Source organism: Porphyromonas pasteri (assembly GCF_014647755.1).
Classification (GTDB): Bacteria; Bacteroidota; Bacteroidia; order Bacteroidales; family Porphyromonadaceae; genus Porphyromonas; species Porphyromonas pasteri.
On the sequence record NZ_BMPU01000003.1, the window covers coordinates 252,678 to 267,096 of the forward strand.

12 protein-coding genes are annotated in these 14,419 nt (G+C 56.3%); 8 read left to right on the forward strand and 4 right to left on the reverse strand.

The annotated features are described in order from the left end of the window. Positions 1 to 584: 584 nt before the first annotated feature. On the forward strand, positions 585 to 713 hold the full coding sequence (locus tag IEX77_RS08495; protein WP_262890256.1) for a hypothetical protein: 129 nt from the start codon (positions 585 to 587) through the stop codon (positions 711 to 713). 42 nt (positions 714 to 755) lie between these two features. Then, positions 756 to 3,236 (forward strand): hypothetical protein, encoded by a 2,481-nt coding sequence (locus tag IEX77_RS06255; RefSeq protein ID WP_188808176.1) that lies wholly within the window; start codon positions 756 to 758, stop codon positions 3,234 to 3,236. Between the two features lie 108 nt (positions 3,237 to 3,344). On the opposite strand, the gene IEX77_RS06260 is transcribed toward IEX77_RS06255, so the two are convergent. Further along, on the reverse strand, positions 3,345 to 4,688 hold the full coding sequence (locus tag IEX77_RS06260) for an FAD-dependent oxidoreductase (RefSeq protein WP_188808177.1): 1,344 nt from the start codon (positions 4,686 to 4,688) through the stop codon (positions 3,345 to 3,347). A 712-nt stretch (positions 4,689 to 5,400) separates the two neighbouring features. Between IEX77_RS06260 and rpsO the strand changes: the two genes are divergently transcribed. Further along, positions 5,401 to 5,670: a 30S ribosomal protein S15 gene (gene rpsO, locus IEX77_RS06265; protein WP_009432203.1), complete on the forward strand. Its 270-nt coding sequence runs from the start codon at positions 5,401 to 5,403 to the stop codon at positions 5,668 to 5,670. A 138-nt stretch (positions 5,671 to 5,808) separates the two neighbouring features. Here the strand turns inward: rpsO and IEX77_RS06270 are convergent, their stop codons facing one another. Further along, complete coding sequence (locus IEX77_RS06270; RefSeq protein ID WP_188808178.1) at positions 5,809 to 6,681, reverse strand: NAD(+)/NADH kinase; 873 nt, start codon at positions 6,679 to 6,681, stop codon at positions 5,809 to 5,811. A gap of 105 nt (positions 6,682 to 6,786) precedes the next feature. On the opposite strand from IEX77_RS06270, the gene IEX77_RS06275 reads away from it, so the two are divergent. The 5 genes from IEX77_RS06275 to IEX77_RS06295 all read left to right on the forward strand — a co-directional run bounded on the left by IEX77_RS06275 (position 6,787) and on the right by IEX77_RS06295 (position 10,162). Then, positions 6,787 to 7,506, forward strand: a complete 720-nt coding sequence (locus IEX77_RS06275) for a pyridoxine 5'-phosphate synthase (protein WP_188808179.1) — start codon at positions 6,787 to 6,789, stop codon at positions 7,504 to 7,506. Positions 7,507 to 7,582: 76 nt separating this feature from the next. Then, the gene (locus IEX77_RS06280) at positions 7,583 to 8,239 is read left to right on the forward strand and encodes a MotA/TolQ/ExbB proton channel family protein (RefSeq protein ID WP_373287899.1); all 657 of its coding nucleotides are present in this window, start codon (positions 7,583 to 7,585) and stop codon (positions 8,237 to 8,239) included. Between the two features lie 39 nt (positions 8,240 to 8,278). Then, positions 8,279 to 8,704 (forward strand): ExbD/TolR family protein, encoded by a 426-nt coding sequence (locus tag IEX77_RS06285; protein ID WP_009432200.1) that lies wholly within the window; start codon positions 8,279 to 8,281, stop codon positions 8,702 to 8,704. 5 nt (positions 8,705 to 8,709) lie between these two features. After that, on the forward strand, positions 8,710 to 9,573 hold the full coding sequence (locus IEX77_RS06290; protein WP_188808181.1) for an energy transducer TonB family protein: 864 nt from the start codon (positions 8,710 to 8,712) through the stop codon (positions 9,571 to 9,573). A gap of 31 nt (positions 9,574 to 9,604) precedes the next feature. Further along, the gene (locus IEX77_RS06295) at positions 9,605 to 10,162 is read left to right on the forward strand and encodes a DJ-1 family glyoxalase III (RefSeq protein WP_060935969.1); all 558 of its coding nucleotides are present in this window, start codon (positions 9,605 to 9,607) and stop codon (positions 10,160 to 10,162) included. Between the two features lie 500 nt (positions 10,163 to 10,662). Here IEX77_RS06295 and IEX77_RS06300 read toward each other — a convergent pair whose 3' ends face one another. Together IEX77_RS06300 and IEX77_RS06305 are read right to left on the reverse strand one after the other, a co-directional pair. Continuing rightward, entirely contained in the window at positions 10,663 to 11,628 is a 966-nt protein-coding gene (locus tag IEX77_RS06300; protein WP_188808182.1) for a PorV/PorQ family protein, read from the reverse strand. Positions 11,629 to 11,640: 12 nt separating this feature from the next. Next, positions 11,641 to 14,394 carry a S8 family serine peptidase gene (locus IEX77_RS06305; protein ID WP_188808183.1) on the reverse strand — a complete coding sequence of 918 codons (2,754 nt, stop codon included), beginning with the start codon at positions 14,392 to 14,394 and terminating at the stop codon, positions 11,641 to 11,643. Positions 14,395 to 14,419: the final 25 nt, after the last annotated feature.

The following is a 14,419-nucleotide window of genomic DNA, read 5'->3' on the forward strand; positions in this document are numbered from 1 at the left end:
TTTCCCCCTCCAAGACAAGGCGCTTTCTTTACATATACAGATACAAATCATCCACGAAGTAAAAATAAATTAGAGAGTATGTACTATCTACATACCCTCATACGTTCATACGATGAGAGCGGGTCACCCCACTCCATATCATTAGGACAGTATTGATCACATTTGCGTATGGACAAAAGCCCTACTTGTTAGAGCGAGCAGATATCACTCACACCAAATCCCCCCTTACATGCGTAGCCGCCTTGTGCGGTAGCCCTTCCTATGCTTAAGCTTGGTAGCGCCTTGTAGAAGCGCTCCTAAGTCCCTGCAAGCTAGGAAGACATTCGCCACATGCACATTCAGACCTCTCCCTAGGTCTAATTCTCCAGCACGGGCCTTGAGAGCCTATCTACAGCCGTGCGCCCTTCACCCTCCCCCTTACTTTTCCGGTAGCTCACGAGCCCCCATTGCGCCTCCCTAAGCACAACTCCTTAGCTGGACGGCGTAGCACGTAGAGCACCCTCTTATCATACACAGCTCACTGACGACATGATCATCAGTGGCGTGCGATAGCGCTTTATCTTCTTTCATCTTAACTTTTCACGATGACCCATTTGACAGATTACCTCGCCCCTAAGGCCGAGTTCTTCGAGATCGAAGCGACAGTGAATCTCCTCTTACAATTCTCAGGAGACGCTGACTTTGAAGACTTTGAAGAAGGAGAAGCCCTTTAAGTTCATCCAGATATCACCTATATTGTTTTTAGTTACCCACACATGAATCGTATTTTTCGCTCAGGACTCTTCCTTGCCGCTCTGTCTATTGTAGCAAGCTCCTGCAGTAAGAACAGTGACGCCCCCATTGATCCCGATCACGAGGGCCCACACGTAGAAGCTCCCGTCTCCGTCGCACTCGAGAGCTCCCTCCTCACCTACGACGCTAAGCTGCTGGAAGACCCCCAGTCATCGGGCCGTGCCCTGGACTGGGATCCCCGCAACTCGGAGGTGACCTATAGCATCCAAGGCTCCTCCAAGGATATCCTCGATGATAACGGCCAGGGGACAGGCAACAAGAGTAAGATCGCCAAGTACAACAAGACGCTCACCGTCACGAACCACCCCTCCCGCGATCTCCTGATGATCTATAAGGTAGAGGCTCCTGGTAAGCAGACAAAGTTCACCTACGAGAAGGCTAGCTGGAACTACAACACGCGCAAGCGAGCCTATGAGCTGGTCGCCACGTTCAACATCAACATGCCCGTAGGCATCAGCGAAGAGGACATCAAGAATAATCAGGCCTCACTCTCGGTGCTCATCATCGCTGGGGGCAATGACTTCGACCCCGAAACCAAGCACCTGAAGGTAGGCTTCGCCAAGGCTGCTTCGACCGACGTCACGAAGACACGTCAGGCCGTCGGAGCTGGTGGCATCGCTAACGAGGTCGACCTCCCTGTCCCCTACGCATCTGGCTGGGTTCCCTTGAACTACAACCGCACGGAGAACTCTCAGCACGTCTTCGTCCCCAGCGGTGTCATTGGCCTCAAGCCTCAGGGTGTCCTGCTGACGACGACCATCCGCAATAACAGCGAGAAGGACATGCAGTACAGCGGATTCACCCTCCGCTCGAATGCCCTGCAGTTCGATGGTGAGATCGACCTCTCCCAGGCCACTCTCCGTCGCTCCAATGGGATGACACCCTCGGGCTTCAGCGTTCAGGACTACTTCATCAACACAGGGAATAAGTGGATCTCCAATGCGATGTGTAGCCGCAACTACACCCCCTTCTATGAGAAGAGCTACACCTACGACGGCGACCGCGTCTGTCAGAAGGGTGGCGCACTCTCCACTGACGTCATCGTCTTCTGGGCTATGCCTGTCAAGGGGATCGAGACGGCGACCGACTACACCGAGCGAATCGGGAATACCTACCGCCCTGCTATTGGCTATGCCCAGACTCACGTCTATGTCAATGGTGCAAAGGCCACTACTGGCGAAGAAATCACAGCTCCCAACTACACCATCGCCCCAGTCATGGGTACTGACAAGGCGCTCAAGCTCGGGAAGGCCTACACGGTCAACTCGGAGTTCTACACGCAGCCTAAGCAAGCTCTGGGCTATGTACTCAAGGAATACTTCGGTGTCAACCCCACGAGATGGGTCGATGACAACTCGAAGAACCTGGACATTCCTCTCGTATCGAATAAGAAGATCACGCAGTATGGTTTCCAGAATGGCCTATCAACCTCTGCTAAGGGCTTCGTACAGGTCCTCACACAGCCCTGGATGGAGCTGCTGAGCCTCTACACTCCCATGGAGTTCATTGACAACACGAATAACGACCGCTTCGCCCACGACCCCAAGAATCAGGTAGGTCGCTATCGTGCGCTCCAGTTCAAGCTCCCCTACGCGAAGACGAATGCTGATCCCACGACCTTCGACTACCGCGACTTCGTCACGACCGATGCTATCGACTGGTGCAACACGGACCAGGGCGAAGGTCTCTCCTACGCCTACCGCTTGACCTACCGCGAGCCAAACTCGTTCGGGAACTCTAAGCGCAGCCCCTATCAGAGCCTCATGCGCTTCACGGCACGCCCCAACAAGGGCCCTGTCGGGTCGGGCACTCAGAACAATCGCTACGTCAAGTACATTGACATCGAGTCTGTCTACCTCGGGAAGTACTTCGTCGGGAACCTCTACGACACGCCTATCCCCACGGGTAAGTACGACGGAAGCAACGAGCTCCTCCGTGCTGCTGTCGACACCGAGCTCTGGGATGCTACGAAGTATCCAAGCATCCAGAAGGGCTACATCACCCGTACGGTCCCCTCTGCTGGTCTGTACAAGGACGTCACGGCGGCGGATGGTGCTGAGCTCAATGAGCCCACGCGTCGTAGCACATTCGACACCGACCGTATGAACTTCCACTGGGGTATGACCACAGAGAAGCCGAACTACATCACCGACCTGCTCACCAAGGAAGTTAGCACCAACGTGAACGACAATGCTAAGCTCGTCGAGAAGTTCAACACCACAGACGACCTCTTCTACCGCCGTGGCTTCGCCTATGGCGGTGTCAACGGGGACATCTTTACCTATGGTCATGGTGTGAAGGGACAGCCTGCACCAGGCGGTGCCATCTACGACTTCACGCAGAAGGCATGGAACCTCACCTACCAGGCACTGCGCCTCTTCTCTACTACCTATCAGGGTGCAGGTAATACGCCTCGTCACCTGACGACGAATGACTCGAACTAACGGGTATTAGTCGCCACACTGACACAAGAAAGGCTTCGCCCCAGATCCGTCTCAACGAGATGGATCTGGGGCGAAGCCTTTTGTATGCGGTAAAGAGAGCGAAGTTCTTTAGTTAGGGGCGAAGAGATCGTTCAGCGCTTCTGCAATCGTGGGATGCGTGAATATCTGCGTGCGCAGAGCAGCTGCAGGGATCTGATGATCCATCGCCAGCTTCAGCAGGTTGATCAGCTCGTGCGCCTCTGGACAGAAGAGCGTAGCGCCGAGGATGAGGCCCGTCTCGGTATCGACGATAGCCTTCAGCAAGCCGTGCGTCTCGCCAAGGACCTTCGCCTTAGGGATAGCCACGGTCTGCAGTCGCTTGACTTCATAGGGGCGACCAGAGGCGGCCGCCATCGTCTCCGTCATCCCGACCTGTGAGAGCGCTGGTGTAGTGAAGACGCTGGTAGGCAGTAGCAGGCGGTCCTTCGTCGTCCGCCTCCCTTCGCCTAAGATCTGATCTCGGACGATGCGGTAGTCATCCAGCGAGACATAGGTGAACTGTGGACTCCCCGCCACATCGCCCATCGCCCAGATATTTGGAGTGGCACGTAGATATTCATCCGTCTGGATGAAGCCACGAGAAGTCAGCTGGACTCCAGCGGCCTCAAGATGCAGCGCCTCTACGTTGGGACGACGGCCAATAGCCACCAGGACAGCCTCTGCCGCATACTCACCCTGCGACGTCACTACGGTGACGGCCTCTTCTCCTGGGACAAAGCGCTTCGTCTCGGCTTGGAGGACGACCTTGACACCGCGGTCGGCGAGCATCGCCAGCATTGCCTCGGCGACATCGCGATCTTCACGTGCGAGGAAGGTATCCCCCTGCTCAAGGATCGTCACCTCAGTCCCGAAGGCCGCATACATACAGGCGAACTCCAGCGAGATATAGCCACCGCCTACGATGACCAGCCGTGCGGGGAGCGAGTCGAGCTGCAGAAGCCCCGTGCTATCATAGATACGCTTGTCGTCAGCTCCCTCAAGAGCCAAGGTCGCTGGACGCGCTCCCGTATTGATATAGATGCGCTCGGCCTCTATCTGACAAGCGCCGTCCTCCGTCAAGACCTCGACTACATTCGGAGAGAGGAAGCGCGCCGTACCCGTCAGGATCTCTACGCCAGGGATAGTCACCAGCTTATTATAGTTGGCAGCTCTGAGGGTGGAGGTCAGCTGCTCACGGCGCTGCATCGCAGCCTGGAAGGCAGCCGACTTATCGGTAAGACGTGCGCTCTTCTCGCCCTCGACCAGCAGGAGCTTGGAGGGGATACAGCCAATATTGATACAAGTACCGCCATACATCGCAGCGCTTTGCTCTACGAGGATCACGGACTCACCGTGCTTCGCCAGGTCAGCTGCCAAGGTCTTGCCAGCCTTCCCGAAGCCGATGATCAGATGGGAGATGGATCGTGTTGTCATCTTCTAATGAGTTTATAAGTTGTTTGTTATACAACACTTCGGGATTGCAAATGGCTCATTTACGATGCGGTATAGAGTAGCGCACGCCCAGCTTCCCGATATACCTCTCCAAAGAGATACGCTTTTCCCTTCGTCTTATCGCGCGTATTCCTCTTATCCAGCGGAGGGAAAAGTGTCATTCCCACGAAGAAAAAAGCGCCTTCCCGTAGTGGCTTTTCCGCATCTATGCACGTAGTCTTAAAGACCAGGCACGTAAATCCAAATATCCTCGTACGTAGATATTAGAGCCACGTACGTAGCCCCAACTTATCTACCACTCATCCACAACTTTTATCCCTACGCGGAGCAACAACTCTAATATAGGTCACTTCACAAAGCTATATAGCTTTCTTCGCCATCCTATATAGCTCTACCCGCGAACCCATACGCCTATATATGAGAATATTGCGCAAGACCACCTCTTCATTACTCGGACCTTCTTCCCCCGAAAATCGGAGTCTTTAGGCTGAGAAGTTCGAAGGAGAAAAGTGCAAGCGGTGAAGAGATGGCTTTGCGCAATATCTCAAGTGGTTCATTCGGAGAGTTTATTGTACCTTTGCACCACGATCCGTGCGTCGTCTGACTGCTTCCGCACCCTGTGGCAAGCCCACAGGACGAAGAAGACGAGCTGACGACGGCGGTATTTTGTTTCACTATTTCCTCAAGTACAAGTATGTATTTAGATTCAGCTAAGAAGGCCGAGCTCTTCGAAAAGTATGGTAAGTCCGCTACGGACACGGGTAGCCCTGAAAGCCAGATTGCCCTCTTCACCTTCCGCATCGCCCACCTGACGGGTCACCTGCAGCAGAACAAGAAGGACTACAGCACTCAGCGCGCACTCAAGATGATCATCGGTAAGCGTCGTCGTATGCTCGACTACCTTCAGAAGATCGACATCGAGCGTTACCGTGCTATCATCAAGGAACTCGGTATCCGTCGCTAAGTGAAGACCTCGCTCCCTCGTGGAGCGAATCCCCTTCGAAAAGAAAAGCTCCGCCCCAGACCAGTCTCTACGACAGGGTCTGGGGCGGAGTCTTTATTTATCAATGGGGGACGAGGGCACCTCACTGCTGTGAGGGAGTTACTCACGTACGGGGGCTGCCCAGAGGAGCTTCTTACGGAGTGTGTCAGTGAAGGAGTGAGAGTCGAGATGCAGGAGGCAAAGGCTATTGACTGACTTACGGATGGTGATCTTCGCTCCACAAGGTAGGATCTTCGTCTGCCCATCCAGCACGATGAGGAAGGTATTGTTGCGCGCCGAGACCGTGAGCTCGATCGTCTCATCCTCTGGGATAACCAAGGGGCGCATCGTCAGGGAGTGCGGTGCAATAGGCGTGATAAGCATCGCCCGAACCTGTGGCATCATCAGCGGGCCATAGGCGCTGAGCGAATAGGCCGTAGAGCCCGAGGGTGTGGAGATCACAAGCCCGTCACACTCGTAGCTGGCAAGCTCCGTATCAGCAAGTCGCGCGTGCAGCGTGATCATCGAGCCCGTCTCACGCTTGAGGAGCGCCACATCATTGAGCGCCTCACCATAGTGCGCACCATCGACCTCCACCGAGAGAAGCATACGGCGCTCCGTCGTATAGCTGCCATCAAAGAGTCGCGACAAGAGGGGGAGCGCCTCCTGAATACTGCGATCCGTGAGGAAGCCCAGTCGCCCCATATTGAGTCCCAAGACGGGAGTACCTTCGGCAAAGACCCTACGAGCGGCACGAAGCAGCGTACCATCCCCCCCCAGACTGATGACAAAGTCCATATCCAGCGGACTGTAGTCTGCTGGTATATAACCCGCTATCGTGGGATGCAGATCGAAGTCAGAGGCCAGCGTGCGGTGGAAGCTACGGTCACACCACAAGCTCACATCAGGCCTATCAAGAAGGTGAAGGAGCTCGGCAAGATGGGCGGCATGAGCCGCAAGGTGTGAGGAGGCGATGAGCGCTATCTTATACATAGGGGTAGCTGAAGAAGCGTTAAGTTATTGTAGGTAGGTCAAATAAACTTAACTTTGTATTTCGGGGCTCTTTGCCCTGTCTACAAATGTATAAAAGTTCGACGTATGACTCAACTAAGCGTCAATGTAAATAAGATCGCTACCCTGCGTAATGCTCGTGGCGGCAACGTCCCCGACCTCATCAAGGTCGCGCTGGACTGCGAGCGCTTTGGAGCACAGGGTATCACCGTCCACCCACGCCCTGACGAGCGCCATATCCGCTATCAGGATGTGCGTGATCTCAAGCGAGTGGTCACGACGGAGTTCAACATCGAGGGGAACCCCATCCCCTCCTTCATGGATCTCGCCGAAGAGGTACGCCCCCATCAGGTGACCTTAGTGCCCGATGCCCCCGATGCTCTGACGAGTAATGCGGGCTGGGATGTAGCTCGCCACCGCGACTTCCTCACAGAGATCCTCGGCCAGCTCCACGCTTGGGGCATACGCACCTCGATCTTTGTCGGCACGGATCTCAAGAACCTTGATGCAGCTGCCGCCCTTGGCACCGACCGTGTCGAGCTCTACACCGAGCCCTACGCCTCGGACTATCCTGCAGATCGCACCAAGGCTGTAGCTCCCTTCGTCCAGGCTGCCGAGCACGCTCGCTCCCTCGGGCTGGCGCTCAATGCTGGGCACGACCTCAGTCTGGAGAATCTCCGCTTCTTCTCTGAATCCATCCCCTTCCTCTCCGAGGTCTCCATCGGACATGCACTCATCTCCGACGCCCTCTACCTCGGCCTCGAGGAGACCATCCGCCGCTACCGCTCTTGTCTCGTAGGTAAGTAGCACCACCCAATAAGCAAACAATCCTTTCACATTTATATCGACTACAATTCACGTGGATACAACCGCAACAGCCTCTCTGGCTCAGACTCTCGCTGACACGGCTCCTCAGGCCTCTCTCTCTATCCTCGACCTGGCTACCAAGGGTGGCTGGATCATGATCGTCCTGCTCGTACTCTCGCTCCTGGCTCTCTACATCTTCGTATCGAAGTTCCTCCAGCTGCGTGCTGCAGGTCGCGAAGACAAGTACTTCGTAGAGCGCATCAAGGACTATGTCCTCGAAGGCAAGACGCCCTCTGCCATTAAGCTCTGTGAGGACACCAATACCCCCTATGCCCGTATGATCCGCAAGGGTCTTACCCGTATCGGCCGCCCCATGTCTGACGTCCTCGTGATCGTCGAGAATGCAGGTAACATCGAGATCGGTCGTCTGGAGAAGGGCCTTCCTATCCTCGCTACTATTGCTGCCGGTGCTCCTATGATCGGCTTCCTCGGTACGGTCACCGGTATGGTACGAGCCTTCTTCGACATGGCTAACGCTGGCTCAGGCGGCGTCGACGTAGCGCTCCTCTCGGGCGGTATCTACGAAGCGCTTGTGACCACTGTCGGTGGTCTTGTCGTCGGTATCGTGGCGCTCTTCGCTTACAACTACCTCGTCGCAGAGCTTGACAAGGTCGGTGGTAAGATGGAGACCAAGACGATGGAGTTCATGGACATGCTCAACGAGGTGCACTAAGCCCTGAGCTGTAGCCCATCTCACCTTACCCACGAACGCATGGCACTCAAGCGTAAGACCAAAGTCGCAGACACCTTCAGCATGGCCTCGATGACGGACGTCATCTTCCTCCTGCTGATCTTCTTCCTGGTGACCAGCACGATCATCGTACCCAATACGATCAAGGTCACCCTCCCTACCTCCGCCCCTCAGTCAGCACCTGAGACGCCCTCCGCACGCGTCACGCTGACTCCCGACCTGCATTATTATCTCTCGATCGACCGCGGCACCCCCACCGAACTTACCCGTGATCAGCTCAAGGAGCAGCTGGGTATCTTCGCCGCAGAGCACCCCGAGGCCTTCGTCTCCGTACAGGCCGATGAGACCGTGCCCTACAAGGAGGTCGTCGCCGTCATCAACGCCGCAGCTCAGGCTTCCCTCAAGGTAGTCCTGGCGACGCGTGCCGAGAGCGAGCCAGTCCAATAAGCCTCATGCCACAGACCGATCCCGCCGCCCCACGCCGTGGAGCCGTCGCCGCCCTGGTGACTGTGGCTTGCCACGTCCTCTTCCTCCTCCTACTCTGGGTCCTCAAGCTCAGCAGTGACCGCCCTGCCCCCAAGCCAACGGAGGTACTCATCGCGGTCAATGTGGGTAACGTGGCCTCTGCAGCAGGGGCCATCGAGCCTGGAGGTACACCCGACGTCACTGAGCCCGCTCCTAAGGTAGCAGCCCCTCCCAAGGTCGCTACCCCTACTCCTCCCACGCCACCTGCGCCACAGCCCAAGGCGCAGCGCCCCACTCGTACGTATGAGGCCAGCCAGCCCCTACAGACTCAGCAGCATGAGCAGAGCCTGCAGGTAGAGGCTGCCCGACGTGCTGAGGCCGAGCGTCAAGCAAAGGCCAAGGCAGAGGCTGCACAGCGAGCTGCAGAAGCTCTCGCAGCCTCCCGTCGTGCCCAAAGCCAGCAGATAGGCAACTCCGTAGCGGGTGCCTTCGGTAAGCAGGCTGGGCAAGCTGGTAGCCAAGGTACAGCTGCCTCTGGCACGGGCAATCAGGGGGATCCCAACGGAAGCCCCTCCAGCTATGCACTCTCTGGACGTAAGATCATCAGCAACGGCGGTGCTCTCGTCGCCCCACGCGTACAGCGTGCCGTCGAGGGCAACGTGCGTGTGCACATCGTCGTCGATGGCAATGGCTCGGTGATCCGTGCTACCATCGCGCCAGGGACCAACATCGCTGATCCCTCCGTCCGTGCCGCTGCCCTTGAGGCGGCACGTAAGACGCGCTTCAACGCCGTGCCAGGCTCTGACGAGCAAGAAGGTAGTATCACCTACCACTTCAAGATCCGAGCCTAAGGCTGACTAACCTTTATACCAAGCTATTCATATGTCTAAGAACGTGTACGTCTTCCTTGCGGAAGGCTTTGAAGAAATCGAGGCCATCGGGACGATCGACCTCCTGCGCCGTGCAGGCCTGCCCACGCACATCGTGGCCGTCGGTCTGGAGCCCAACGTCACGGGGGCACATGGTATCGCCATCCAGGCCGACCTTTCTATCAGCGAGGTCTACAATGATGACGTCCTTGCACTCGTCCTCCCTGGTGGACTCCCTGGTGTGACGAACCTCGACGCTTCACAGCGTCTGCACCAGCTCATCCGCGAGGCTAACCAAGAAGGCAAGCTCCTCTGCGCTATCTGTGCTGCGCCCTCCGTCTTCGGAGGTGCTGATATCCTCGAGGGGAAGGAAGCTATCGCCTACCCTGGCTTTGAGAAGAACCTCAAGGGTGCTAAGGTCTCCGAAGCTCCCGTCGTCAAGAGTGGGCATATCATCACGGCTAAGTCCGCGGGCTATACCTTCGACTTCGCTCTCGAGATCATCACTGCTCTCGCTGGAGAAGAGAAGGCAAAGGAAGTGGCCGCTGGTATCATCTACACGCGTCACTAAGTCGCCCCCTTACAGCAAAGCAAAGCGCTCCCCTACCTCACTCGGAGGTAGGGGAGCGCTTCTTTTTGTAGCAAACAGCTCGGGGCTATAGAGCATTCCTCTACTAAAATCACCTACCAGCTCCATGGCAAATCTCTATCCTCTGCAGTGGAGGAAGTATGAAGCAGTACTGATATACCTATATCTTGGTGCGTAGTCTTTAGAGCTACGCACGGAGATCATATAAGCCACGCACGTGGATGATAAATCTACGTGCGTGGATATAAGTCTATCCCTATTGGTGCGAAGGATAAACCCATAGTCCTCGGGAAGAATAGCTATTGAGAGTCAAGATAAATCCAGAGAAAGAGCGTGCCTCCTCCCACCATAGGTGCTGAGAGAAGCTACGTGCACGATGTCGCAGCTCGCGATACCCCTTCGCCGAGGGTATAAAATAGGTAGACGCAGAGACCTACGAGAGATCCCTGCGCCTACTCACTAACAAACAAACCGCAGCTTGCCTATAAACTTAGGCCAACTGTAACCCAGAGAGAGGATTTCCCTCCAGAGTAGGTCGGTGCCATATACGTGGCATCGAGGGCCAGGGGCTTGAAGCGCAGGCCGAGCCCTGCACTCACGCCCTTCGCACCATTGGTATCATACTGATAGCCGGCACGCAGTGCTACGAGCTGGTGGTAGAGGTATTCCCCACCGAAATGGATAGCACTTGATGCGGCATTCGAAGGAGCGAAGAAGTAGTCTACGCCAGCGCCGAGCGCCAGACGATGCTCACCACTGATGCCGTAGCTGATCTCACCACCGGCGCCCGCATAGGCGGGGGCATAGGTCGAGCTACTCTTGGCGCTCTGCTTGTACTTCGCACCGAGGTTATCGACCTTCGCACCGAGGATGAAGTTCATCCCCGTAGCGGATGGCTCTTCGCTACTGCGGAGGAAGACACCCCCACCGAAGACCATCGTCGAGGCGGCAGCCCCTTGGTCGGTGTAGACGTAGCTCCCCTTAGCGTAGGCAGAGAAGACGCCCATACGGATAGCGTAGCCGAGGTCGACGGTGTAGTCAAAGAGCTGACGCGTCTTCTTCTTAGCATTCTCATTCTGGTCGATCGGCGTGTACTTCATGCCACCTAGATAGCGGAAGCCTCCGAAGAAGGCATGACGTCCGATGCAGATGCCGAGCGAAGCGTTGTAGAGGTTATTCGTGCCGTCGAAGCCCTCGACCTTGCCGAGGGTACGAAGACCACCACCGAGAGAGAGGACCGTCTCGCCATAGAGGAGCGAGGTGGGGTTGGTGTAGAGATGAGATACATCGCTCTCACCATAGTGGTTCCCCCCGAGGGCTGCCGTCTGAGCGCTCTGAGCATACTCAAGGATAGGCAGGGCACGTGTCCCCTTGATCTTCTGGGCCTGCAGCGTGGAGGTAGCGCAGAGGCCGGCTGCGAGCAGCAGGATAGATGCTTTGGTATTCATGGGTAGGATGCGTTATTTCTTGACAAAAGCCTTAGTGTAGCTACCCTGAGCGGACTGTACACGGAGCGTATAGGCGCCTGGGGCGAGGTTCTTGACGAGGAGCTTTACCTTACCGATCCCAGCGACGGTGTAGTCACGGTCAAGAGCCTTGACACCGGAGAGGGAGTAGATCTGGATGTTGGCGCGCTGGATAGCGGGATTCAGCACGATGTTCAGCTCTGTCGTAGCGGGGACAGGATAGACTGAGTAGACGGGCTCAGAGGCATCCTTGACGACACGGACAGCGACAGACGTCTGCACGGGCGTACTGATACCATCAGAGGCCTCTACCTGGACCTGAGTCGTACCCGTCTTCAGACCACGGATCGTGAGCTTACCATCTTCTGCGATAGCAGCCGAAGCGATAGAGCCGTCAGCGACACTAGCCTTATAGGTAATGGTCACGCCATCACTCTTCTCGAGAGAAGATGCTACCTCTACCGTCGTGGACTGACCCATCCCGACGACATGGTTGCCGAGGGAGGCGATGAAGGCAGGAGCCTTATAGGTGTAGACCTCGAAGGGGATCGCGAGCTCGGTCTTTGCCCCGAGGACGTCGGTAGCGGTGACCTTGATCTCATGATTGCCCACAGGAGCTACAGCGCGCAGAGAGAAGATGACCTTATCACCGCTGACCTGATAGCTCACCCCACGGGTTTCGCCAGCGACATTGATGCTGACCTTCTGCTGGTCGGGATCGGAGAAGGTGACGGAGAAGGTTTCCTTCGTGAGAGCAGAGACGCGGATCTTCTTGTCGGTAGAGAGCGTCAGCACAGGAGGATTATTCTTCTTCGTCTTGAACTGACCCATCGTCAGACCTGACTTGAGTCCCCAGCGGTCGATAGCTTCGATAGCGATATGATAGGAGGTATTCTCCGTCAGAGCACTCAGCGGGAGGAACATCTTCGTGCCAGCAGTATAGCCCGTAGCATTGATCTTGGCATAGTGGGCATTCTTAGCGTTAGCATCGGTGATCTCCTTTTCGGAGAGGTAGACGTTGTATTCGACAGGTGTACCATCGTCTTCGTCGCTGACAGCAGCCCAAGAGATGTTGGCCGTGACGAAGGAGACTTCGTCGACATTGATCTGAGAGACCTTAGCAGGAGCCTTGCCCTTATTTTCAGCGAAGACAGCCGAAGCATCGATATAGCCACGACCCATACGACCTGGGTAGCCCGTGAGCGCATCGATATTCTGAGCCTTCAGAGCCCCGAGCAGGCGCTGCTGACACTCGACGTTCGTGAAGCCCTGGCGGCCGAAGTGCGAGACGATAAGGGCGGCGATACCAGATACGTGAGGACAAGCCATCGAGGTACCCTGCATATAGCCGTAGTCCTTACCCGTGATCTTCTTGGAGAGCGTACTGAGGACTTCACCCTGAGGATAGTGAGCGTCACCACCAGGAGCCGTGATATCGACCCAGTCCCCACGGTTGGAGTAGTAGGCAGACTTCCAGTCAGGAGCCATCGAACCGACGGCCACGACAGGAGGATAAGCCCCTGGGAAGGAGCGGTAGTCCAGCCCATCGTTACCAGCAGCGAAGATGACTACCCCACCCTTCATAGGCGAGTTGGGCAGCTGATTCCCATCCTTGTCGCAGCCGGCGTACTTGATGAAGTAGTCGATAGCAGCCTTCTGGCTCTGAGGGATAGCGGTGATGTTGGCCTTGTAGATGTAGCCCCAAGAGTTCTGGCTGATGACAGCACCGTTATTGGCACTGTAGACGATAGCGTTGGCGCTGTTACCGCCTTCACGTTCGCCCCCGAAGATCTGACAGCTCATCAGGCGAGCCCCAGAGCCGTCGGTACCATCCCCCCCAGCGATACCAGCGACGCCGATACCATTGTTGTTGCGGGCTGCGACCGTACCTGCGACGTGCGTACCGTGGGACTCATCGTCGGGGTAGATCTTACCATTGTTGTGGATGAAGTTGAAGCCGTTGATATCGTCGATGAAGCCGTTGCCATCATCATCGACACCTTCCTGACCATTGAGCTCCTTCTGATTGACGAAGAGGTTGTCCTTGAGGTCTGGATGGGTGATATCGATACCACCGTCGGTGATAGCGACGATGACGTTAGGCTTACCCGTTTCCGTTTTCCAAGCCTTGAAGAGGCCGATATCAGCACCAGCGACGCTGCGTGAGAAGCGGCCAGTATTGTTGTAGTGCCATTGGTCGCCGAGCATAGGGTCGTCGAAGGGAGCTGCAGGAGCATCGCTTCTACGAGGAGCATCGACAGCTACAGCCTTGCCCGTAGGACGAGCGATCTCATAGACGGGCTCAGTGTATTCGATCTCGGGCGTAGTGGAGAGTGTCTGCATAGCAGCCTGGAGGTCCTGCTGCTTATTGAAGCGGACGACGTACCAGAGGTCCAGACCTTCGCGGCGCATACGCTCCTCGAAGCGTGGGTCGATGGGGAAGAGGGGCTCGAGGGATTCGGTGCCGATGCTACGCAGGGACTGAGCCATCTGCGAGGGCAAAGAACTCATCGAAGCGCCATTAGCATCGAAGGCACGAAGGCTGCTCTTGGCCGAGCGCTGGATGCGGAAATAGAGGACCCCAGCCTCTGCCCCCTGAGTCGACAGGAAGGCACGAGCGGGTGTAGTGGTGCTACCGGTCTCAGAGGCCTGAGGCTCTCTCTGAGGTGTCACTTCATCGAAATCCCGCTGACAGGAGGTGACGGCCAGTGCCGAGAGAAGTGACAGGGTCAGTATGGATCGTTTCATTGTCGTAGTCTTATATGTGTGTTTA

Coding starts and splice junctions, on each gene's coding strand:
- IEX77_RS08495 (WP_262890256.1), top strand. CDS start 585: ATGACCCATTTGACAGATTACCTCGCCCCTAAGGCCGAGTTCTTCGAG.
- IEX77_RS06255 (WP_188808176.1), top strand. CDS start 756: ATGAATCGTATTTTTCGCTCAGGACTCTTCCTTGCCGCTCTGTCTATT.
- IEX77_RS06260 (WP_188808177.1), bottom strand. CDS start 4,688: ATGACAACACGATCCATCTCCCATCTGATCATCGGCTTCGGGAAGGCT.
- rpsO (WP_009432203.1), top strand. CDS start 5,401: ATGTATTTAGATTCAGCTAAGAAGGCCGAGCTCTTCGAAAAGTATGGT.
- IEX77_RS06270 (WP_188808178.1), bottom strand. CDS start 6,681: ATGTATAAGATAGCGCTCATCGCCTCCTCACACCTTGCGGCTCATGCC.
- IEX77_RS06275 (WP_188808179.1), top strand. CDS start 6,787: ATGACTCAACTAAGCGTCAATGTAAATAAGATCGCTACCCTGCGTAAT.
- IEX77_RS06285 (WP_009432200.1), top strand. CDS start 8,279: ATGGCACTCAAGCGTAAGACCAAAGTCGCAGACACCTTCAGCATGGCC.
- IEX77_RS06290 (WP_188808181.1), top strand. CDS start 8,710: ATGCCACAGACCGATCCCGCCGCCCCACGCCGTGGAGCCGTCGCCGCC.
- IEX77_RS06295 (WP_060935969.1), top strand. CDS start 9,605: ATGTCTAAGAACGTGTACGTCTTCCTTGCGGAAGGCTTTGAAGAAATC.
- IEX77_RS06300 (WP_188808182.1), bottom strand. CDS start 11,628: ATGAATACCAAAGCATCTATCCTGCTGCTCGCAGCCGGCCTCTGCGCT.
- IEX77_RS06305 (WP_188808183.1), bottom strand. CDS start 14,394: ATGAAACGATCCATACTGACCCTGTCACTTCTCTCGGCACTGGCCGTC.